The organism is Polaribacter sp. L3A8 (assembly GCF_009796785.1).
Taxonomy (GTDB): domain Bacteria; phylum Bacteroidota; class Bacteroidia; order Flavobacteriales; family Flavobacteriaceae; genus Polaribacter.
Map to the genome: position 1 here is coordinate 311,029 of NZ_CP047026.1, position 21,409 is coordinate 332,437.

The 21,409-nt window shown below is 31.0% G+C and carries 14 protein-coding genes; 10 read left to right on the forward strand and 4 right to left on the reverse strand.

Features of this window, described 5'->3' with window-relative positions:
* The first annotated feature begins 13 nt into the window (after positions 1 to 13).
* The 5 genes from GQR92_RS00990 to GQR92_RS01010 all read left to right on the forward strand — a co-directional run bounded on the left by GQR92_RS00990 (position 14) and on the right by GQR92_RS01010 (position 8,988).
* Positions 14 to 1,417 (forward strand): hypothetical protein, encoded by a 1,404-nt coding sequence (locus GQR92_RS00990; protein WP_158837371.1) that lies wholly within the window; start codon positions 14 to 16, stop codon positions 1,415 to 1,417.
* The gene (locus GQR92_RS00995; RefSeq protein WP_158837372.1) at positions 1,380 to 3,494 is read left to right on the forward strand and encodes a T9SS type A sorting domain-containing protein; all 2,115 of its coding nucleotides are present in this window, start codon (positions 1,380 to 1,382) and stop codon (positions 3,492 to 3,494) included. Before GQR92_RS00990 ends, GQR92_RS00995 begins: the two co-directional genes overlap by 38 nt.
* Before the next feature lie 12 nt (positions 3,495 to 3,506).
* Positions 3,507 to 4,991, forward strand: coding sequence for a sulfatase (locus GQR92_RS01000; protein WP_158837373.1), 1,485 nt, complete (start codon positions 3,507 to 3,509; stop codon positions 4,989 to 4,991).
* A gap of 118 nt (positions 4,992 to 5,109) precedes the next feature.
* Positions 5,110 to 7,578 (forward strand): hypothetical protein, encoded by a 2,469-nt coding sequence (locus GQR92_RS01005; protein ID WP_158837374.1) that lies wholly within the window; start codon positions 5,110 to 5,112, stop codon positions 7,576 to 7,578.
* Between the two features lie 6 nt (positions 7,579 to 7,584).
* Entirely contained in the window at positions 7,585 to 8,988 is a 1,404-nt protein-coding gene (locus GQR92_RS01010) for a BNR repeat-containing protein (protein ID WP_158837375.1), read from the forward strand.
* A gap of 157 nt (positions 8,989 to 9,145) precedes the next feature.
* Here the strand turns inward: GQR92_RS01010 and GQR92_RS01015 are convergent, their stop codons facing one another.
* Complete coding sequence (locus GQR92_RS01015; RefSeq protein WP_158841891.1) at positions 9,146 to 10,189, reverse strand: GntR family transcriptional regulator; 1,044 nt, start codon at positions 10,187 to 10,189, stop codon at positions 9,146 to 9,148.
* Positions 10,190 to 10,283: 94 nt separating this feature from the next.
* Positions 10,284 to 11,330 (reverse strand): GntR family transcriptional regulator, encoded by a 1,047-nt coding sequence (locus tag GQR92_RS01020; RefSeq protein ID WP_158837376.1) that lies wholly within the window; start codon positions 11,328 to 11,330, stop codon positions 10,284 to 10,286.
* A gap of 402 nt (positions 11,331 to 11,732) precedes the next feature.
* Between GQR92_RS01020 and GQR92_RS01025 the strand changes: the two genes are divergently transcribed.
* The 5 genes from GQR92_RS01025 (at position 11,733) to aldA (ending at position 19,394) form a co-directional block, all read left to right on the forward strand.
* On the forward strand, positions 11,733 to 13,838 hold the full coding sequence (locus GQR92_RS01025; protein WP_158837377.1) for a bifunctional aldolase/short-chain dehydrogenase: 2,106 nt from the start codon (positions 11,733 to 11,735) through the stop codon (positions 13,836 to 13,838).
* An 81-nt stretch (positions 13,839 to 13,919) separates the two neighbouring features.
* Positions 13,920 to 15,200 (forward strand): sugar isomerase, encoded by a 1,281-nt coding sequence (locus GQR92_RS01030; RefSeq protein ID WP_158837378.1) that lies wholly within the window; start codon positions 13,920 to 13,922, stop codon positions 15,198 to 15,200.
* Between the two features lie 9 nt (positions 15,201 to 15,209).
* A complete protein-coding gene (locus GQR92_RS01035; protein ID WP_158837379.1) occupies positions 15,210 to 16,586 on the forward strand; it encodes an FGGY-family carbohydrate kinase in 1,377 nt (458 codons plus the stop codon).
* A gap of 37 nt (positions 16,587 to 16,623) precedes the next feature.
* Positions 16,624 to 17,913 carry a class II aldolase/adducin family protein gene (locus tag GQR92_RS01040; RefSeq protein WP_158837380.1) on the forward strand — a complete coding sequence of 430 codons (1,290 nt, stop codon included), beginning with the start codon at positions 16,624 to 16,626 and terminating at the stop codon, positions 17,911 to 17,913.
* Between the two features lie 41 nt (positions 17,914 to 17,954).
* Entirely contained in the window at positions 17,955 to 19,394 is a 1,440-nt protein-coding gene (gene aldA / locus GQR92_RS01045) for an aldehyde dehydrogenase (protein WP_158837381.1), read from the forward strand.
* A gap of 76 nt (positions 19,395 to 19,470) precedes the next feature.
* On the opposite strand, the gene GQR92_RS01050 is transcribed toward aldA, so the two are convergent.
* Positions 19,471 to 20,076, reverse strand: a complete 606-nt coding sequence (locus tag GQR92_RS01050) for a LutC/YkgG family protein (protein ID WP_158837382.1) — start codon at positions 20,074 to 20,076, stop codon at positions 19,471 to 19,473.
* Positions 20,042 to 21,409: a LutB/LldF family L-lactate oxidation iron-sulfur protein gene (locus tag GQR92_RS01055; RefSeq protein ID WP_158837383.1), complete on the reverse strand. Its 1,368-nt coding sequence runs from the start codon at positions 21,407 to 21,409 to the stop codon at positions 20,042 to 20,044. Before GQR92_RS01055 ends, GQR92_RS01050 begins: the two co-directional genes overlap by 35 nt.

The following is a 21,409-nucleotide window of genomic DNA, read 5'->3' on the forward strand; positions in this document are numbered from 1 at the left end:
TAAACTAAATAAAATGAAAAAAATATTATTAACTTTATTTTTGCTTAAGGTGTTGTTTCTATCAGCACAATCTCTGCAACATCCAGTTATTTGGACAACGGCTTCAGATAAATCAGAGGTTTTATCTAAAATTAATGATTACAACTGGGCAAGTAGTATTGTAACAAAAGCAAAAGCTGCTGTAGATGATAAAGTTTCAACCCACATTACAAATCCTTTAGCAATTCTTAATACAATACCAGCATTAGCTACAGATGATAACTTGTCAGAATCTCAGGCTATAACAAATGGGGCACATTCAAAAGTACTTAATTATGCATCATACGCAGCGATGATTTATCATCTTACTGGAGAAGAAAAATATGCACAGTTTGCATCAGATATTCTTTGGTATTATATAGAGCAAATTGCTTCACGAACGCCAAGTAATACAGCAATGAGTGGAAGTGATTTTTATGATCCCAGATCTGGCTACGCACAATTTGCAATAGCTTATGATTTTATGGTAAACTACTTAAAGTTACCAAGTACACAAGTGTATCAGAAATCTACAGGTACTAAGATTGCATTTGATAACACAAAGGCACAAACAGCTGTTTATAATATAGCTATGAATGCATTGCATGAACATGGTGGAGCAGATACTAAATATGGAAAAACGGTTAGCAATCATCCTATATTAAGAGCGCCAGGTGTGTTGTTTAGCATTCTTTGTGTAGAAGATGATACCGAACGAGAACGTATGTTTAATGTGTTTTGGAATGTAGGTACAAAAGAGCAAAATTCGTTTACTAAAACCATCTTACCTATGTTTGGAGAACAAGGTATATGGCCTGAAGCAGTGAGTTACAGTTTTATGCAGAATATTACATTGGTATTGAACCTAGTGGATAGACTTAAACCAGAATTAAATGTAATGAATAATAATATGCATATTCTAGATGGGAACTTTTTGTTTGATAACTTAAGAATGCCAAATAGACGTTTTGTGCGTTATGGAGATTCGCATAGAGATAATGATGGTACAGCGCAATTGTATAGATATACATTAAATTTGGCTTCTAGAAAAAGCTTTGATTCCTATGAGCAAAAAGCTAAAGTTGCATTAAAACAATCATATGATGCTGATGGAGGCTACAATCCACCTGTGCCTATATCTACTTTTGGAAACTTTTACGCTTTTGAACAATTATTTTGGGGGATAAATATACCTGAAACGATAGAAGGAGAAATTAATTTTCAGAAACCAACAGTAGTTATTAAACATGCAGGTGTAGCGTTACAACGTAATTATGTAGAAGACAATAATGAAGATTATGGGCTGTGTGGTATTATTGGAGGGGGCACACTATGTACATTCTCATGCTACTGGAATTACTATGGAGTTATACGGCGCAGATTATATTATGTCTGCTAATGCTGGATTACCAAAAACACTTGCAGAAAGAAAAGAACCTGAACATGAGAATTATTTTTGGAGACATGCAGGTAACAATACCATGATTGTAAATGGTACTACTCATGGGATACAACCAGGCTCTTGGAATACAGATTCGTATTTATGGATGAATACAACTGTTAATGTTGCTGCAGAACCAAAACATTTAGAAGATCCAATTAATCCGAATTTTAGTTTTGCTACGCAGTTTTTAGATGATACTGTAAATAATGATCAGCAAAAAAGAACACTCAGTACCATTAGAACAAGTGAAACTACGGGTTATTATTTTGATATGTTCCGCTCTAAATCTTTAGGGACTAATAATTTTCATGACTATATTTATCACAATTTAGGAGATGTTACAAACATTATGACAATGGATGGAACAGAATTACCTGTTTCTGCAACCACTAGATATCAAAATGATATAGGAGACCTACAGAAATCTCCAGGGTGGCGCTTTTTTGAAGATACTAACGTTACACAATCAACAGATGCCGCAATACAAGTTCGTTTTGATTTAAATGAAACCAATACCTACATGAATATGTTTGCTGCTTCTGGTGTTTCTAGAGAATATACAAAAGCACTTGGACCAGCAACCCGAGAAGCAAAAGGGGGCTATATTAATAAAAAAACGCAAATTGTAGCTGTAAGACAACAAGGTGAAGCTTGGAATAAACCTTATGTATATATTTTTGAACCTTCTAAATCTACCAATACAAGCGTAAAATCTACAGAGCATTTGTATAGAGGAAATGTTATTGTAGGAGCAAAAGTAAAAAGTCAAATAGGCGATAAAGTAGTTACAGATTATGTAATTTGTCAAGAAGATGCATCTAAAGTATTGAGTTTACCTGATGTTGGAATTGAGTTTACAGGGCATTTTGCAGTGGTGCGTCATGAGCAAACTTTAGATAAGGCATACGTTACTTTATATATTGGAGAAGGAACTAGTCTTACTTATGGAGAGCATTCATTGAATGCAGATACAACTAAAAAGGGACAAAAAGTTATTGAAGTTTCGGCAGATTTAAGTCGTGTTGTAGGTTTTAAAGATTTGAAGAATAATCAAGAAATACCAAAAGGAAGTGATTTATCGGTAGAAGCCATTGTTGGATCCGATTTTACTGAAGCTACACTATATGTAAATAATGTAAATGTAGGCACTTTAACAGAGGAACCTTACGTATGGTCATCAATACCAGAATTAACAAATATGACAGAACTTTCATATTTAATTAAAATCGAGGTAAAAGATTCAGAAGGTAAAATAGAAGAAAGAACGCTTACCATTTTAACTCCTAATCAATGGGCATATACTACAGACAACAAACCACATTCAATTCCGGGGAAAATAGAATTTGAACATTATGATAATGGAGGTATTGATATTGCTTATTGGGATAAAAAAAATCAAAATAGCTCATCATTTAGACCTACTGAAATGGTAGATATTAGTACGAATGGCGAAACTGTTAGAGATATTAAATCTGGAGAATGGTTAGAGTTTACTATTGATGTTGCTCAATCTGGTAATTATGATTTAGAAGTAACGCATCAAACAAGACGAAGCCCTGCATTTAAGCAGCTTACAGTGTCTTTTCCTGATGAAAATGTTACATTTTTAAGCGATATAATATTAACGAATACAGGTTCTGGTACTTATTTAACCGAGACTATAGGGAGTATTGATTTAGAAGCAGGAACCCATGTGTTAAGGTTTAGTTTACTAGATTTTGGTTTTGATTTAGATTCTTTTGAATTTAAATTAAAAAGTTTGTCATTGCCAGAAGATATCATAACAAATAAATCAGAAATAAAAGTGTACCCAAACCCAACAATTAATTCGTTTACAATAAAATTAACTAAAATGGTTTGGGAAAGTTTGAGTATTTACAACGTTTTAGGTAAAAAAGTATATCGTAATAATTCGGGTAAAGAAGAGCTTTTTATTGATGTAAAAGAAAGTAAGATGAAAAGTGGATTGTACTTTTTAGTGATTGGAGATTCTTTTGGAAAACAACACACAAAAAAAATAATTGTTAAATAATACTATAAAAAGATGAAAAAAGTATGTTACTTAGTATTGTTACCGTTGCTGTTTTTAACTTGTACTACTAAAGATAGAAAAACAGCAGAAGAATTACATCCTAAAAACCCCAACGTTTTATTTATTGCTGTTGATGATTTAAATACTTGGTTGGGATGTTTAAATAACTATTCTAATACCAAAACGCCTAATATAGATAGGTTGGCAGCAAAAGGAGTTTTGTTTTCAAATGCACATTGTCAGGCACCATTATGTGGCCCATCTAGAGCATCGTTAATGACGGGTTTACGTCCTTCTACAACAGGTATTTATGGTATGATTTCTGATGACAAAATTCGTCGTCCTGATAATCCATCAACAAAAGAAATTACCTTTTTACCTGAGTATTTTAAAAATAACGGCTACCATACCATGGGAATAGGAAAGTTGTTTCATAAATACGCACCAAAAGGTTTATTTGATGATGAAGGAGGGCGTGTTAATGGCTTTGGTCCATTACCAAAAAAACGTTTTGTTTGGGACGGTGTTGGAACAGCAAATAAAAACTACGGACATACCAGCACAGATTGGGGCGCTTTTCCTGAGCAAGACTCTTTAATGCCAGATCATAAATCTGCAAATTGGGCGGTAGAACGTTTAAAAAGAAACTATAACAAACCATTTTTTATGGGAGTAGGTTTTTTAAGACCTCATGTGCCTTTTTATGTGCCTCAAAAATGGTTTGATATGCATCCAATAGAGGGCATTGACGTTGCTCCGTATTTAGAGGATGATTTAAATGATGTACCTCCAATAGGTCTTGCCATTAACGATTTACCAATGATGCCTTCTACAAAATGGGCAAAAGAAAGTGGAGAGTGGAAAAAAATTATACAAGCTTATTTGGCATGTATTAGTTATGTAGATTATGAGGTGGGGCGTGTGTTAGATGCGCTAGAAAATAGTGAATACGCTAACAATACCGTAATAGTGTTGTGGTCTGATCATGGATATCGAATGGGCGAAAAAGGAACTTTTGCTAAGCATGCTTTATGGGAACCAGCAACAAAAGCACCATTAATGTTTGCTGCGCCAAACTTACCTAAAGGCAAGGTAGTTAATACGCCAGTAGAAATGCTGTCTATTTACCCAACACTTTTAGAGTTATGTAATCTTCCTGCTTACGATAGAAATGAAGGGGTTAGTTTAGTATCTACCATGACAAGTGAAAAAGAAGTAAAGAATGCTTATGCTCTTACTACTTATGGGATGAATAATCATGCTGTAAAAGCTAACGGATTTCGTTTTATACAATATGAAGATGGTTCGCAAGAATTATACGACCATAGTAATGATCCAAACGAATTTACAAACTTAGCAGAAAACCCTAAATATGCAAATGAAATTGAAAAACTTAAAAAATATTTGCCAAAAGTAAATAGAAAATGGGATAAAAATTCTGCATACAATTATCAGCCTTATTTTAAAGAACAAAAGGCAAGATTAACTGCAGAATAAGAAAGTTTTATTTAACGTAGCACATTGTAAATAAATGCACCTAGTATACATTTTTAGTTAAAATAAACTATTAAAATGTGTACCAGGTGTTTTTAAATTGAAGTTATAATTAAAAAATATGATATTAAAAAAAATAGTATTAGTAACCTTGGTTATGGTAAATCTTTTTGTTTTTAAGGGTTTACAAGCACAATCTCTAAAACACCCTGTTATTTGGGTAACCGAAGCAGAAAGAGCAGATCTTTTAGAGAAAATAGACAAATATGATTGGGCAAAAAGTGTTGTAAACCAATTACATAAACGTGTTGATACTAAATTAAAGATACATCAAAGTAATCCTAATATTATTTTAAGTACTATTCCAGATTTTGCTAAACATGATCGTGAAAACACAGAACGAAAAGCAAGCCCTATAGCCGCTGGACACAATAACGTTTTAACACTAGCATCAGAATCAGGAATGTTGTATTTTTTGACTAAAGATGAAAAGTACGCGCAATTTTCTGCCGATATTTTAGCGTATTATATAGATGTTATTGCACCGTTAACCCCAGAAACAACCACTATTTGTGGTAATGAGTTTTTTGATCCAAGAACCACTTATGCTCCCTTTGCTATCGCTTACGATTTTATATATAATTATTTAACAAAGCCTAATATAAAGGTATACAACAAAGCAAAAAATACTCGTGTAGCTTTCAATAATAATAAAGCTCAAAAAGCCATTGCAAATATAGTTGGTAATGTAATGCAAGAGTACGGTAAACCAGACGAACACGGTAAAATAGTTTCTAATCACCCTATACTTACAGCTCCTGGCGCATTATTTAGTATATTTTGTATTGATGATGATGCAGAACGTAATCGTTTATTTAATGTCTTTTGGCAAAAAGGTACAGCGCATCAAAACTCATTTAAAAATACCATTTTACCTATGTTTGGAGAGCAAGGTATTTGGCCAGAATCATTAAGTTATAGTTTTATGCCTATTATAACAATGGTGTTGAATATAGTTGATAGAATTCATCCAGAAATGAATGTAACTCAAGATTATCAAAATATTTTTGAAGGTAATTTCCTTTTTGATCATTTAAGACATCCTAACAGAAAATTTGTTCGTTTTGGAGATTCTAAACGAAACAATGATGGAACACAAGACCTTTATAGGTACACATTAAGTATTGCAGAAAGACGCGGATATTCTAATTTAAAAAAGCAAGCCCAAATAGCATTAAGTCAAGCATACACCGCCCAAGGCGGATATAAACCACGTATTACTAATGACATTTTTAATAATTTTAAACCTCTAGAATTGTTTTGGGGACTTCCTATTCCAGCACATACTCAAGGTGATATTAATTTTAATAAACCAACAGTTTTAGTAAAACATGCAGGTGTTGCTTTGCAGCGTAATTATGTCGAAAAAAATAATGAATTATATGGTTTATCGGGTATTATTGGCGGAGCGCATTATGTGCATTCTCATTTAACAGGAATTTCTATGGAGCTTTATGGAGCAGGTTATATTATGGCACCTAATGCAGGACTTCCAAAATCTGTATCCGAAAGAAAAATACCATTACACGAAAATTATTTTAGACTCTATGCGGGTAATAATACCGTAATTATAAATGGAACTTCTCATGGTTTACAGCCCGGATCTTGGAAAGATGGGGCGTATGTTTGGCAAAATAAAACGGTTAATATAGCTTCGGAACCCAAACATTTAGAAAACCCAATTAGTAAAAACTTTAGTTTTGCAACCCAATTTTTAAACGATGATGTTAATAAAGCAACACAGCAACGTACATTAAGTACAATTAGAACCAGCGACAAAACCGCTTATTATTTAGATGTTTTTAGATCTAAATCTTTAAATGAAAATAAATTTCATGATTATATTTATCATAATATTGGTGATGAAACCATAATTACAAACCGTAAAGATGATGTTTTAAAGGTAACTCCAACAAATCAATATAAAAATGATATTGGAGACCCAGTGCAATCTCCTGGGTGGCGTTATTTTGAAAACACAAAAGTTACGAAGTCTACCAACAAGGCTGTTAATATTAGGTTTGATATAAATGATGATAAGCGTTATATGCATATGTTTGTGCCAAAAGGAACAAATAGAACCTATACAAAAGCACTAACGCCGGCAACCAGAGAAGCAGAAGGAGATTATATAAATAAAAAAACACAAGTGTTAGCCATACGCCAAAAAGGTGAAGCTTGGGACAGACCTTTTATTGCTGTTTTAGAACCATCAACCACTAAAAAAGCAAGTGTACAAAGTATAGAACCTTTAATGGATGGTGCTAAAATAGTAGGCGCTAAGGTGGTATCAAAAGTAAAAAAACGTGTTATTACAGATTATATAATTTCGCAAGAAAACCAGAATGCTACTTACAATAATATTAAATTGAATTTAACATTTAAAGGGCGTTTTGGCATTGTAAGAGTAGAGGAAGAAAAAAATAAAAGCACTTATAGTTTGTATATTGGTGATGGAGAAACGTTGCGTTTTAAAATTTACAAAGTAACAAGTAATCAAGAAAAAAGTGCATTCAAAATATTTAAATAATTAAAAATGAATTTATCAGCATACAAAATATTATTAGTCTCAACATTTTGTTTGGTCTTAATATGTCCTGTTTTTTCGCAGGTAAAGGTTGTTAAAGAATATATTTCTGTTGTAGACAAAAATGCACTTATAGTGAATGGTAGGTTTTCTAGTGGTATAAACGGACGTACGTTTCAAAAAGATGCATTAATTTCACATAAAGGGTTTCAATATTTGGTACATTATAATGCTGATCGTCGTGTTTGTTTAAGTAGACGAAAGTTGCCAAATGGATCGTGGAATACCATTCAATTTTTAGATTATCACTTTAAAAGTAACGATTCGCATAATTGTATTTCTATGGGTATTTGTCCTAATGATGGCACAATACATTTAGCTTTCGATCATCATGTTGATGACTTACATTACCGTGTTTCTAAAAAAGGATTGGCAAACAACCCAGAAACGATGGCGTGGAATGTTGCTGCTTTTGGACCAATTATATCCGAATTAGAAAAAGATAAACCCATAGTTATTACCTATCCAAAATTTTGGCAAACTCCAGACGGAAATCTTCAATTTAACTATCGTGTTCGTGGTTCTGGTAACGGAGATCGTATGTTGGTAGACTATAATGCAGAAACGGGAACTTGGGGAAACACACACCAAATTGATAGTGCAGAGGGCATTTTTAAAGATCAATTAGGAGTTAGTGAATCTAGATGTTCTTATCCTAACGGATATGATTATGATAACAATGGCATTCTTCATACAACTTGGACTTGGAGAGAAGATAGCCAAGGTGCTAACCACGATTTAGTTTATGTTTATAGTGAAGATAATGGTAATTCTTGGAACAATAATTCAGGAAAACCTTTAGAAAATATAACACAAGTTAATTCGCCAGGTGTTGTTGTGCAATCTATACCGCATGTATTGGGGTTAATGAATGACCAAGGGCAAACAATTGATTCTAAAAACCAAGTGCACGTTGTTATGTATCATTCTACAGAACAAACTATAAAAGATGCAGGTAGCTTTTTAGGCGAAACACGCTGGGGTCCAAAAGAGGCGAAACGTTATCATCATTACTGGAGAGATACAACAGGTAAATGGCATCACTTTGAAATGAATTTAAAAGTAGGTAATCGTCCAAAAATATTTGCCGATACGCAAGATAATTTAATTATGATTTATGCTGGTAATGATAATAATAATTTGGTTATAGCTACGGCAACTGCTAAAAACAAATGGAAAGATTGGAGCATAACACATGTGGTAAAAGGTCCTTTTATTAATGATATGTTAGGCGATTTTTATAGATGGAAAAACGAAGGTGTTTTATCTATAATGGTACAAGACCAACCAAAGCGAAAAAGAAAAAAAAGTACTTTAAAAGTAGTGGATTTAACTTTTGAATCTAAGCTTTAAATAATTTATAATTGAATTATTTAAAGATGAAATTATATACGCATTTATTAGAACTACCGTGTTTTAATCTTTTAATAGTTTTTATAAAAAAAAGCAGTGTACTTTCAGATGATTATTAAATTTAGGTTTTAGAAAACAACTTAATGTTTGCTTAAAATTAAAGAGATTCTCTTTCAATAAAATTAAAAGGAACTTTTACCTTTCCTCTTTTTTTATGTAAAATCATATCTGCTGCAGTTTCTGCCATAATTTTAAAATCTGTAGACATTACAGTAATACCTAGTAATTCTTTTAAAGGAGTGTCATTATAAGAAATAATACCTATTTCATCACCTAGTACGTATTCATCTTCTCTTACTTGTTTTACAAGATTTACTAAATCAGATTCTTCAATAGTAATAAATAAATCTCCTTTTTTTAAGATCATATCATCATAAACTTCATTTAAAACTTCAAAATCTAATTTATGTTCTACACAGAATTTTCTAAATCCGTGTAAAATTCTGCGAGGATATGGGTAAATTGCTTTATCAGGATAAATAAGCATAATTTTTTTATACTTTTTTATTTTAGCTATACCTTCATTGAGCGCAGAATAGATATCATTTTCAAAATCTTGAAAAACTTCTATACAGTTTTCAATGTCAAGATTTTTCTTAATATTGTCTAAAAGCACTAATTTTTCTTTGGGTATTTTCTTTATTGCTTTAACTACATTTTCTGTAAAACTAATATGAGTAGAATCATCCGTTTTAAAGTGCGGCATAATAACGTAATAGTCGTATGCAGATTTATTTTTATCTAATAAATTTAAAAATAAAGTTTCATCACAATGATATATATGTAAATCGGTATGAGAATTGGCTCCGATAGCATCTATAAAATGATTGTAAGTCCTCATTTTATAAGAGCTTAATTTATTTACTAAAAATAAAATATTAACTTTAGATATTAGTTTTGTTCTAGAAATATAATATCCTTTACCTCTAATTGAGGTAATAATATTTCGTTCTTTTAAAATGCTATAAGCTTTTTCTACGGTATCTCTAGAAAGGTAAAATTCCTCACTAAACATATTTATGGAAGGGATTTTTTTATCCATAGTTAAATTTCCAATAGAAATATTATGAATTATTGAATCAATGATTTGCTGGTATTTAGGTACCCTCGAATCTTTGTCAATTTTTATATATTTAATCATATCCATACTAAAGAAAATTTAATAAATTAAAAATATAACTTTTTCTTAAGAAAAGATAAGTAAAGATCTTTTTTAACAAAAAAAATGAAGTATTCTATAAAGAATTGCGATTTATAAATTTAAAAGGGACTTTAATTTTTCCTTTTTCTTTATTTAAAATCATTTGAGAGGTTATTTCACCCATTTTTTTAAAGTTTGTAGAAATAACAGTAATGCCTAAAAGAGCTTTTAGTGGGGTGTCATTATAAGAAATAATCCCCATGTTATTACCTAAGGTAAATTCTTTTTCTCGTATTTGATCAATTAACTGTACCAAATCATCCTCTTCTATGGTAATAAATAAATCACCGTTTATAAGTACCATATCGTTATAAACTTTGTCTATAATATCAAAATCAAAGTTATGTTCTATACAAAATTTTTTAAAACCATGTTTAATCCTTTTTGGATAAGGATATATAGTTTTTTGTGGGTAAATAAGAATTAGCTTTTTATATTTTGAAATTTTTTCGAGGCCTTCATTTAAAGCATTGTAGATGTCATTTTCATAATCTTCATAAACTGTTATAATGTTATCATCTATAGGAACTTTCCCATTATCCATTATAATAAGTTTATTTTTAGGAATTTTACTAATAGCTTCAGAAACAGCTACAGTAGTACTTGCGTGCTCGTTATCTTTTGTTTTAAAATGCGGCATAATAACATAATAATCGTATGCTTTTTTATGCTTACTTAATAAATTTAAAAATAAAGATTCATCACAGTGATAAATATGTAAGTCTACAAAAGAGTTTGGACCCATACTATTTAAGAAAGAATAATAGGTTTCCATTTTATACCAGCTTAATTTATTAATTAGGAATAAAATATTAACTTTAGATATTAATTTAGTTCTTGTTACATAAAAACCTTTCCCTTTAATAGAGGTAATTATTTTTCGTTCTTTAAGAATGCTATATGCTTTTTCTACGGTATCTCTAGAAAGATAAAATTCTTCACTAAATCTATTAATAGAAGTAATTTTTTCATCTATTTTTAAATTTCCTTTAGAGATGTTTTCAATAATTTGGTCAACTATTTGTTGATACTTTGGTATTCTTGAATTTTCATCAATTTTAATATATTTATATTTTTCCATGTGTGTTCCTTTATAAATATTTAACTTGTTGTTATCAACTATAGAAGTGAAATATTACATTATAACAGAATAACTTTTGTAAATTTCAATATTTAACCCAAAATTAACTTTAAAGTAGACTTAAAGAGTCCTGCACTAACCTGTACTATCCTGTTTTATTTGTTGAGTCCAATGATATAGAGAAGTATAGCTCTTTTTTTTTATTTATAATGCTCTTAAATAAATAAGTTGTATAAATTAATTAAGTAGAAAATTTTGTAAATTTTATCTTCAAATAATATAAAAACAATAAAATATCTAAATTTATAAGCATAATCTATGCGGACACGGTACAGTACAGGATACAAAAGTTTGCTATGAGATATATTTTTGATGTAATATTTTTATAACTAAGAAACCAATATGGAAAATAAAACAAAAACTTTTAATTACGTAGATTACTTATGGGACGAAGAAAAGGCATTATCATTTGGAGATAACCAAGTTGATTTGTTTTTATATAGATCAAATATTTTAGGAGCCGATTTAAGAATTACAAATTACGGAGGTGGTAACACTAGTTGTAGAACTACAGAAAAAGACCCACTTACAAACGAAGAGGTAGAGGTAATGTGGATAAAAGGTTCTGGTGGAGATATAGGAACTTTAAACAGAAGTGGTATTGCGGGGATTTATACAAACCGATTACGCGATTTAAAAAATGTTTACGGAGGTTTAGAAGATGAAGATAGAATGGTTGGATTATTTAACCACTGTATTTTCGATTTAGATAGTAAAGCACCTTCTATAGATACTCCTTTACATGGTTTATTACCATTTGCACATATAGATCACTTGCATCCAGATGCTTTAATAGCAGTTGCTGCAGCAAAAGACAGTGAAAAAGTTACCAAAGAAATTTGGGGAGACACTATGGGATGGGTGCCTTGGCAACGTCCTGGGTTTGATTTAGGTCTTCAAATAGAAAAATGTTTAGAAGACAATCCTGGTATTAGAGGAATTGTTTTAGGGTCTCATGGTTTATTTACTTGGGGAGATACATCTTACGAATGTTATGTAAATAGTTTGGAAGTTATTGAAATGGCTTCTGAATTTATAGAAAAAAAGATAAAAGAAAAAGGAAGCGTTTTTGGTGGTCAAAAATTAGAAAGCTTACCTAAAGAAGAGCGTTTAGAAAAAGCGGCTCAAATAATGCCTTTGTTAAGAGGTTTGTGTTCTTCAGAAAACAGAATGATTGGTCATTTTTCTGACACAGAAGTTGTTTTGGAATATATTAATAGTAATGATTTAGAAAGATTAGCTCCTATGGGAACATCTTGTCCAGATCACTTCTTGCGTACAAAAATTCAACCTTTAGTTTTAACGTTAGATAAAAACGAAGATTTATCTGATGCAGCTGCAATTCTTAAAAAGTTAGAGCCTGCTTTTGCAGCTTACAGACAAGAGTACTTAGACTATTACAATACTTGTAAAAAAGAAAATAGCCCTGCAGTTAGAGATGCAAACCCAGTAATTATTATTTACCCAGGAGTAGGGATGTTTAGTTTTGCAAAAAATAAGCAAACAACTCGTGTAGCAAACGAATTTTATATCAATGCTATTAATGTAATGCGTGGAGCAGAAGCAATTACTTCTTACACGTCATTACCAAGACAAGAAGCTTTTGATATTGAATATTGGTTATTAGAAGAGGCAAAATTACAACGTATGCCAAAAGAACAACCTTTATCTCGTAAAGTAGCATTAGTTACAGGAGCTGGTGGAGGAATTGGTAAAGCAATTGCAGATAAATTAGCAGCCGAAGGAGCAAATATTGTTTTAACGGATATTAATGAAGAAAGTTTAGTTAAAGCAAACGCAACTTATAAAAGAGATGTTTCTACTTATGCTATTTGTGATGTAACAAATACAGACTCTATTGCATCTGCTTATAAAAAAGCATGTATAGAATTTGGTGGTGTAGATATTATTGTACACAGTGCAGGTTTAGCAATTTCTAAAGCATTAGAAGATACTACTGATAAAGATTGGAATATTTTACAAAGTATTTTAGTAAAAGGTCAGTTTGATTTAGCAAAACAAGCTACTGCAATTATGCGTAAACAAGGTCTTGGAGGAGATTATATTGCCATAGCAAGTAAAAATGGTTTGGTAGCAGGACCAAATAATGTAGCTTACGGAACTGCAAAAGCAGCACAACAGCACATGGTACGTTTATTAGCTGCAGAGTTAGGAAAAGATAAAATTAGAGTAAACACAGTAAACCCTGATGGAGTTATTGTAGGTAGTAAAATTTGGGAAGGTGCTTGGGCAGAAGGTAGAGCAAAAGCAAATGGAATTACCGTAGAAGAATTGCCAGCATTTTATGCAAAAAGAAATCTATTAAATGAAATTATTACCCCAGATGATATTGCAAACGGAGTATTTTCTTTAGTAGGAATTCTAGATAAATCTACAGGAAACATTATAAATGTTGATGGTGGTATGGCAAATGCCTTTGTTAGATAGTAAAAAAAAAGTAATTTATAAATAGAAAAAAGCTTTTATAAATTCAATGTTTATAAAAGTTTTTTTTGTAAGAATTAAAACATGAAAGTAAGTAAAGAGCAAATCTTTGAGTACAACAAAAAAGGGTTAGAAAATCATTCAGAAAAATTAGATTTTCTTGCAGGACAGTTAACAAAAAAAGGACATGATGTAGCAAGCATCGTTTCTAAATTATCAGAATTTCAAGTAGCAATTCCTAGTTGGGCATTAGGTGCTGGAGGAACACGTTTTGGTAGGTTTTCTCATTTTGGAGAACCATCTACACTAGAACAAAAAATAGAAGATGTAGGGGTTTTACACAGTTTAACTCAAACTGCAGGAGCTGTATCTTTACATATTCCTTGGGATGTTCCTTCTGATTATGCAGCAATTAAAGAAAAGGCAGATGGTTTAAATATTAAATTTGATGCTATTAATTCTAATACTTTTCAAGATCAAAAAGACGCAAAAGAAAGTTATAAGTTTGGCTCATTAAGTAACACAAGTCAGGCTGCTAGAGAACAAGCAATTCAACATAATTTAGATGTTATAAAAATTGGAGACAAATTAGGATCTAAAAGTTTAACGGTTTGGTTAGCAGATGGTTCTTGTTTTCCTGGTCAAAATAATTTTCAAACAGCTTTTCAAAACACACAAAACAGTTTAATAGAAATTTATAAAGGTTTACCAGATGATTGGAAATTGTTAATAGAATATAAACCTTTCGAACCAAATTTCTATAGCACTGTTATACAAGATTGGGGAGCTTCTTTAATGTTAGCTAATGGTTGTGGAGACAAAGCATTTACGTTAGTAGATTTAGGACACCATTTACCAAATAGTAATATAGAACAAATTGTTTCTATTTTACAACTAAAAGGAAAATTAGGTGGTTTCCACTTTAATGATAGTAAATACGGAGATGATGATTTAACCGTTGGTAGTATTAAACCTTATGCATTATTTTTAATCTTTAATGAATTGGTTTATGGTATGGAAAACAATCCTCAAAACCCAGATTTAGCGTGGATGATTGATGCGAGTCATAATATTAAAGATCCATTAGAAGATTTAATTCAATCTTTAGAAGCAATTCAAGAAGCATATGCAAAAGCACTTTTAGTAGATCAAAATTTATTAAGAGCTGCACAAGAAGCAAATGACGTTGTTAAATGTCAAGAAATTCTTCAAGGAGCATACAGAACAGATGTACGTCCATTAATAGAAAAAGCACGTTTAAACACAGGTGGAGTTATAAGCCCTATAAATGCTTATAGAAGTTTTAATGTAAGAGAAGAGCTTATTAAAGAAAGAGGTAGAAATACAGTTGCTACTGGTCTATAATATTTATTTATGAAACAAAAAGTAACCGCTGTTTTTGATATAGGAAAAACGAATAAAAAGTTTTTCCTATTTGACAAAGACTTTAAAGAAGTTCATAAAGAATATATCTCTTTTGATGAAATTCTTGATGAAGATGGGCATCCTACAGAAAATTTACCTGCATTACAAAAATGGTTAAAAGAAGTTTTTGATAGAATTTTAAAGGCAGAAGAATTTAGCGTTAAAGCAATTAATTTTTCTACCTATGGAGCCAGTTTTGTTCATATTGATGAAGATGGTAAGGCATTAACTCCTTTGTATAATTATACAAAGGAAATTGATGATAAAGTAGTTGATGATTTTTATAAAAAATATGGTCCAGAATTAGAGCTTACAAGAACAAGTGGTGCACCAAAATCTGGCTTATTAAACTCTGGGATGCAGTTGTATTGGTTAAAACATACAAAACCAGAAATTTTTAAAAAAATTAAATATTCACTTCATTTACCACAATACTTAAGTTTTATTTTTACAGGTATTCCGTTAAGTGAATATACAAGTATAGGTTGCCATACTTCTTTATGGAATTATGAAACCAAAGATTATCAAGACTGGGTATATAAAGAAGGAATTAATAAAATACTACCACCACTTGTTTCTACAGAAACAAGCGTAAATATTAATTACAATGGTAAAAGAATTAAAATAGGTGTTGGTATACATGATAGTTCATCGGCACTTTTGCCTTATGTTAGAAGTGTAAAAAAACCTTTTGTATTAGTATCAACAGGTACTTGGAGCATTGCTTTAAACCCTTTTACAGATACTCCTTTAACAGAAAGTGATGTAACGTCTGGTTGTATAAATTATATGAGAATTAATGGAAAGCCCGTAAAGTCTTCTCGTTTATTTTTAGGTAACGAATATAAGATTCAAGTAACAAAATTAACAGAAAAGTATAAGGTAGATAAAGACTATCATAAAACTGTAGATTTTGATTTTGATGTATATTCAGAAATCATGAAAAATTTTCAGCATGTATTTAAATGGGAGTCGTTTTCTGATAAAAATATGCCTGTAAAAACATCTTACTCATATTCTAATTTTGAGCAAGCTTATCATCATCTAATGATAGAGTTGGTACAACTGCAAGTACAAAGTATAAATAGAATTGCAGATACTCACAAAATTGATAGACTCTATATTGATGGAGGTTTTACAGATAATGATTTATATATAAAATTATTATCGCATTATTTAAGAGGTATGAAATTAAGAACTACTAAAGCTTCTTTAGGGTCTGCTTTGGGTGCAGCAATTTCAATATCAGATACAAAATTAAATTCTAAATTTTTAAAAGAAAATTACGCATTAAAAAAACATGTGCCATTTATTATTAGTGGCTAAGTTTATTAAAGTATCAAATCTAACAAAAAAATAAAAAATGTCTAAGAACATAAAATTAATTCACCCAAGAGATCAAATTACAGAAATAATAAGTAGAATTTATAAAAGAGGTATGACAACCACTTCTGGTGGTAATATTTCTATTATAGATGATCAAGGAGATATTTGGGTAACTCCATCTGCAGTTGATAAAGGTTCTTTAAGGGCTTCAGATATTATTTGTGTTAAAAAAGATGGTACTATTTTAGGTAAACATAAACCATCTTCAGAATTTCCTTTTCACAAAGCAATTTACGAATCTAGACCAGATATTAAATCTGTAATTCATGCACATCCACCAGCATTAGTTTCTTTTAGTATTGTACGTCAAATACCAAATACAAATATTATTTCTCAAGCAAGACATATTTGTGGGCCAATTGGTTATGCAAAGTATGAGCTTCCTGGTAGTGAAGATTTGGGAAAAGTTATTGGCGAAGAGTTTAAAAAAGGCTTTAAAGCTATTATTATGGAAAATCACGGAACTGTTTTAGGTGGAAGTGATTTAACAGATGCTTATGAGCGTTTTGAAGCTTTAGAGTTTTGTGCAAGTACCATTTTATATGGTTCTCAAATAGGTACACCAAAGTATTTAACAGATGCACAAATAGATGAATTTGAAACGCAAGCAAAAGGTGTTTTGCCAGAAATGGAAGAAACAGTATACACTTCTGAAGAGGTAGAAAAAAGACTTGAAATCTGTAATATTGTTAAACGTTCTTGTGAACAAGGTTTAATGATTAGTTCTTACGGTACCGTTTCTATGAGATGGAATGAAAATGATTTTTTAATTACCCCAACTGGTTTAAATAGATGGGATATTGATGTTGATGATATTGTACAAATTAAAGGAGGAAAAAGAGAAGCAGGTAAAGTACCTAGTAGAGCTTCTTGGATTCATCAAGAAATTTACAACCGTAACCCAGATGTAAACTCTATTATTATGACACAATCTCCATATTTAATGGCTTTTGGTGTAACAGGTGAGTATTTAAATGTAAGAACAATACCAGAAAGTTGGATCTTTTTACAAGATATAAATACGGTAAAATATGGTAATCATTTTAGAAAGAATAACAATTCGGAAATGGTTGATAATTGTGCTACAGCATTAATAATTGAAAATGATTCTGTAATTATTACTGGAGATAAATTATTACAAACATTCGATTATTTAGAAGTAGCAGAATTTAGTGCAAAGTCAATAGTTTTAGGAAACTCTCTAGGTAAAATGGTTCCAATTAATGATGATCAAGTAGAAGAATTAAGAAAGAAGTTTTTAGGATAATAACTTTTTTAGTAAAAAAGAATTAACAATAACAAAATTACATGAAACATTATAAGCAATATATCAACGGTCAGTTTGTAGACTCTAAGGCAACCTCAGTAATAGAAATAGTAAATCCTTGTACAGAAGAAGTTATTAGTACTATTTCTTCTGGTACTGTAGAAGATGCAAATAATGCGTTAGAAGCTGCTCAAATAGCACAACCTGCTTGGGAAGCTTTACCAGCAATACAGCGAGCTCAGTTTTTACATAAAATGGCAGATGTTATTAGACAAAACCGTGTTTTTTTAGCAGAAACATTATCTAAAGAACAAGCAAAAGTAATTGGTTTAGCGCAAGTAGAAATTGATGTAACTGCAGATTATTTTGATTACAACGCAGGTTGGGCTCGTAGAATTGAAGGAGAAATTATTCAAAGTGATCGTGCAAAAGAACATATTTATTTACACAAAGTTCCAATTGGAGTTGCTGTAGGTATTTGTCCTTGGAATTTTCCGTTTTTTGTAATGGCTCGTAAAGTGGCAGCTTCTTTAATTACAGGAAATACCTGTGTTATTAAACCAAGTTCTGAAGCACCAAATACAATTATGGAGTTTGCAGATTTTATTCAAAAAATAGATTTGCCTAATGGTGTTTTAAATTTTGTTTGTGGAGCAGGAAGAACTGTAGGTAATGCATTATCTAAAAGTCCTATTACAGGTATTATTAGTTTAACCGGAAGTGTAGGAGCTGGTCAGAAAATTATGACTGCAGCAGCAGAAAACATTACTAAAGTTTCTTTAGAATTAGGAGGTAAAGCACCTGCAATTGTTTGTGCAGATGCTAATATGGAACTTGCTTTAAATTCAATTGTATCTTCTAAAGTAATATTTAGTGGACAAGTTTGTAATTGTGCAGAAAGAGTTTATGTAGAAGACAGTATTTATGATGAGTTTGTAGAGAAATTAACTAAAAAAATGAGCGAAGTAGTTGTTGGAGATGCTTTAACAGGTACAGATGCTGATATGAGTAGTTTAGTTTCTAAATCTCAATTAGATAAGATTTCTGAAATGGTGGAGTTTGCCAAAAAAGAAGGAGCAGAAGTGTTAACTGGAGGTAATAGACCTGATAAATTTGATAAAGGTTATTTCTATAACCCAACACTTTTAACAAATGTTACCCAACAAATGGAAATTATTCAAGAAGAGGTTTTTGGACCTGTTTTACCAGTAATGAAATTTGGTTCTTTAGATGAAGCAATTGCATTATCTAATGATTGTCAATATGGATTAACTTCTTCTATATTTTCTGAAAACTATAACAATATTATGCAAGCTACTAATAATTTACATTTTGGTGAAACTTATGTAAATAGAGAGCATTTTGAAGCAATTCAAGGTTTTCATGCAGGATGGAAAAAATCTGGAGTAGGAGGAGCAGATGGTAAACATGGTATGGAAGAATATCTTCATACTCGTGTTGTATATGCAAAATACTACTAGTAGTATTTATACATACAAAACAAAAAACTCAACTATATTTAGTTGAGTTTTTTATTTTATAAAAATAAGATTTTTTTTAAACTAAAAAGACAGTTAAACTCATAGCTCCATGAGCACCAACAACCAAACATTGCTCTATGTCTGCGGTTTTTGATGGGCCAGAAATAAAAACCCCAAAGTTACGATCTCTATTACTTATTTTGTCGTATGCTTCTAACATGTGTAAACAAATTTTTTCTTTATCAAGTATTATAACTAGGTCGTTAGTTATAAAAGGTAAAGCTCTAACAATGCTAGTATCTGCTGTAACCCAAATAGCACCATTTTCAGAAACACCTAATTCTCCTTCTACAATAGCAAGATCAATATCTTCTAAAGTATGAGGATCTGTATTTTTAGTTACAGAAACTGTACCTAATGTAGTTTTAGAAGATGTAGAAACAATACGTTTAGCATTTGCGTAGGATTCTTTTATTTCAGCATCAATAGTTTCTATATTAATTTCTTTTATTCTACCACCAACTAAAACAATATTGTCTTTAAAAACTTCTTTTACATTTATATCTTCTGCAAAAATTTCTTTTTTAATTTCAGGAACTGTAAGTAGTTCTGGTTTGTTTTTCTTTATCGATTCTAAAATAGCTTCTCTACCCATCTTTATTTCTTTTTTTAAACCATTCATCAAAATTATCGTTCTTTACCTCTGGTAAATCCCTTGCTTTACCCCAAGCATTTAGTTTATTATAAATCATAAACTTTGGGAAGTTTTTTAAAGCAAATCTAGCAGATTTACCTGCAAAATCGTACAAGCCAGGTTTAGACAATACAACACCAGCAGTTTTTAAAATAGCTTTCTTTATAATTGGTTGTTTTTCTTCTTTAACAATTACTTGTCTCCACTTATAAAGTTGTTCGTGAATATTAATTTTTACCGGACAAACGTTAGAACAAGAGCCGCATAATGTAGATGCAAATGGCAATGAACTGTATTTTTTTAAATCCTTTCCTGGAGATAAAATAGAACCAATTGGTCCCGGTATCGTATAATCATAACTATGCCCACCACTTCTTCTGTAAATAGGGCAGGTATTCATACAGGCACCACAACGTATACAATGTAAAGAAGCTCTAAAATCTTCTCTACTTAATTGTTCTGTTCTACCATTATCTACAATAATAATGTGCATTTCTTTTCCTTCTTCTGCTTTATTAAAATGAGAAGAATAGGTAGTTATTGGCTGTCCTGTAGCACTTCTTGCAAGTAATCTTAAGAAAACACCTAAGTGTTTTTCTTGCGGAATAATTTTTTCTATTCCCATACAAGCAATATGTGCTTTTGCTAAATGAACACCCATATCTGCGTTTCCTTCATTTGTACAAACAACAACTCCTCCAGTATCTGCAACGGCAAAATTAACTCCCGTAATAGCAACATCTGCTTTTAAGAACTTATTTCTAAGGTGTTTACGTGCTTCACTTACTAAATATTCTGGGTTTCCTTGACTTGGTTTTGTTCCTAAATGTTCTTGAAACAATACATCTACTTCTTCTTTTGTTTTATGAATTGCTGGAAGCACAATATGACTTGGCGGTTCTTTTGCTAATTGTACAATACGTTCTCCTAAATCGGTATCTATAACTTCAATGCCTTTTTTTTCCAAATAAGGATTTAAATGGCATTCTTCTGTAAGCATCGATTTACTTTTTACTACTTTTTTAGCATTATGTTTAACAAGAATACTGTTTACAATTTCATTATGTTCTTCTGCATTTGAAGCCCAATGAACATGGATACCATTTTTTTTAGCGTTCGATTCAAACTGAATTAAATATTCATCTAAATTAGATAAAACATTAGCTTTAATGCCAGAACCTAATTCTCTTAAATACTCCCAACCTTTTACTTTATGTGCAGAGTTGTCTCTTTTTTCTCTAACATACCAAAGTGCCTTATCATGCCAGTTTACTTTAGCTTCATCTTTATTAAATATTTCTGCTTTTTCTGAATGCTTCAT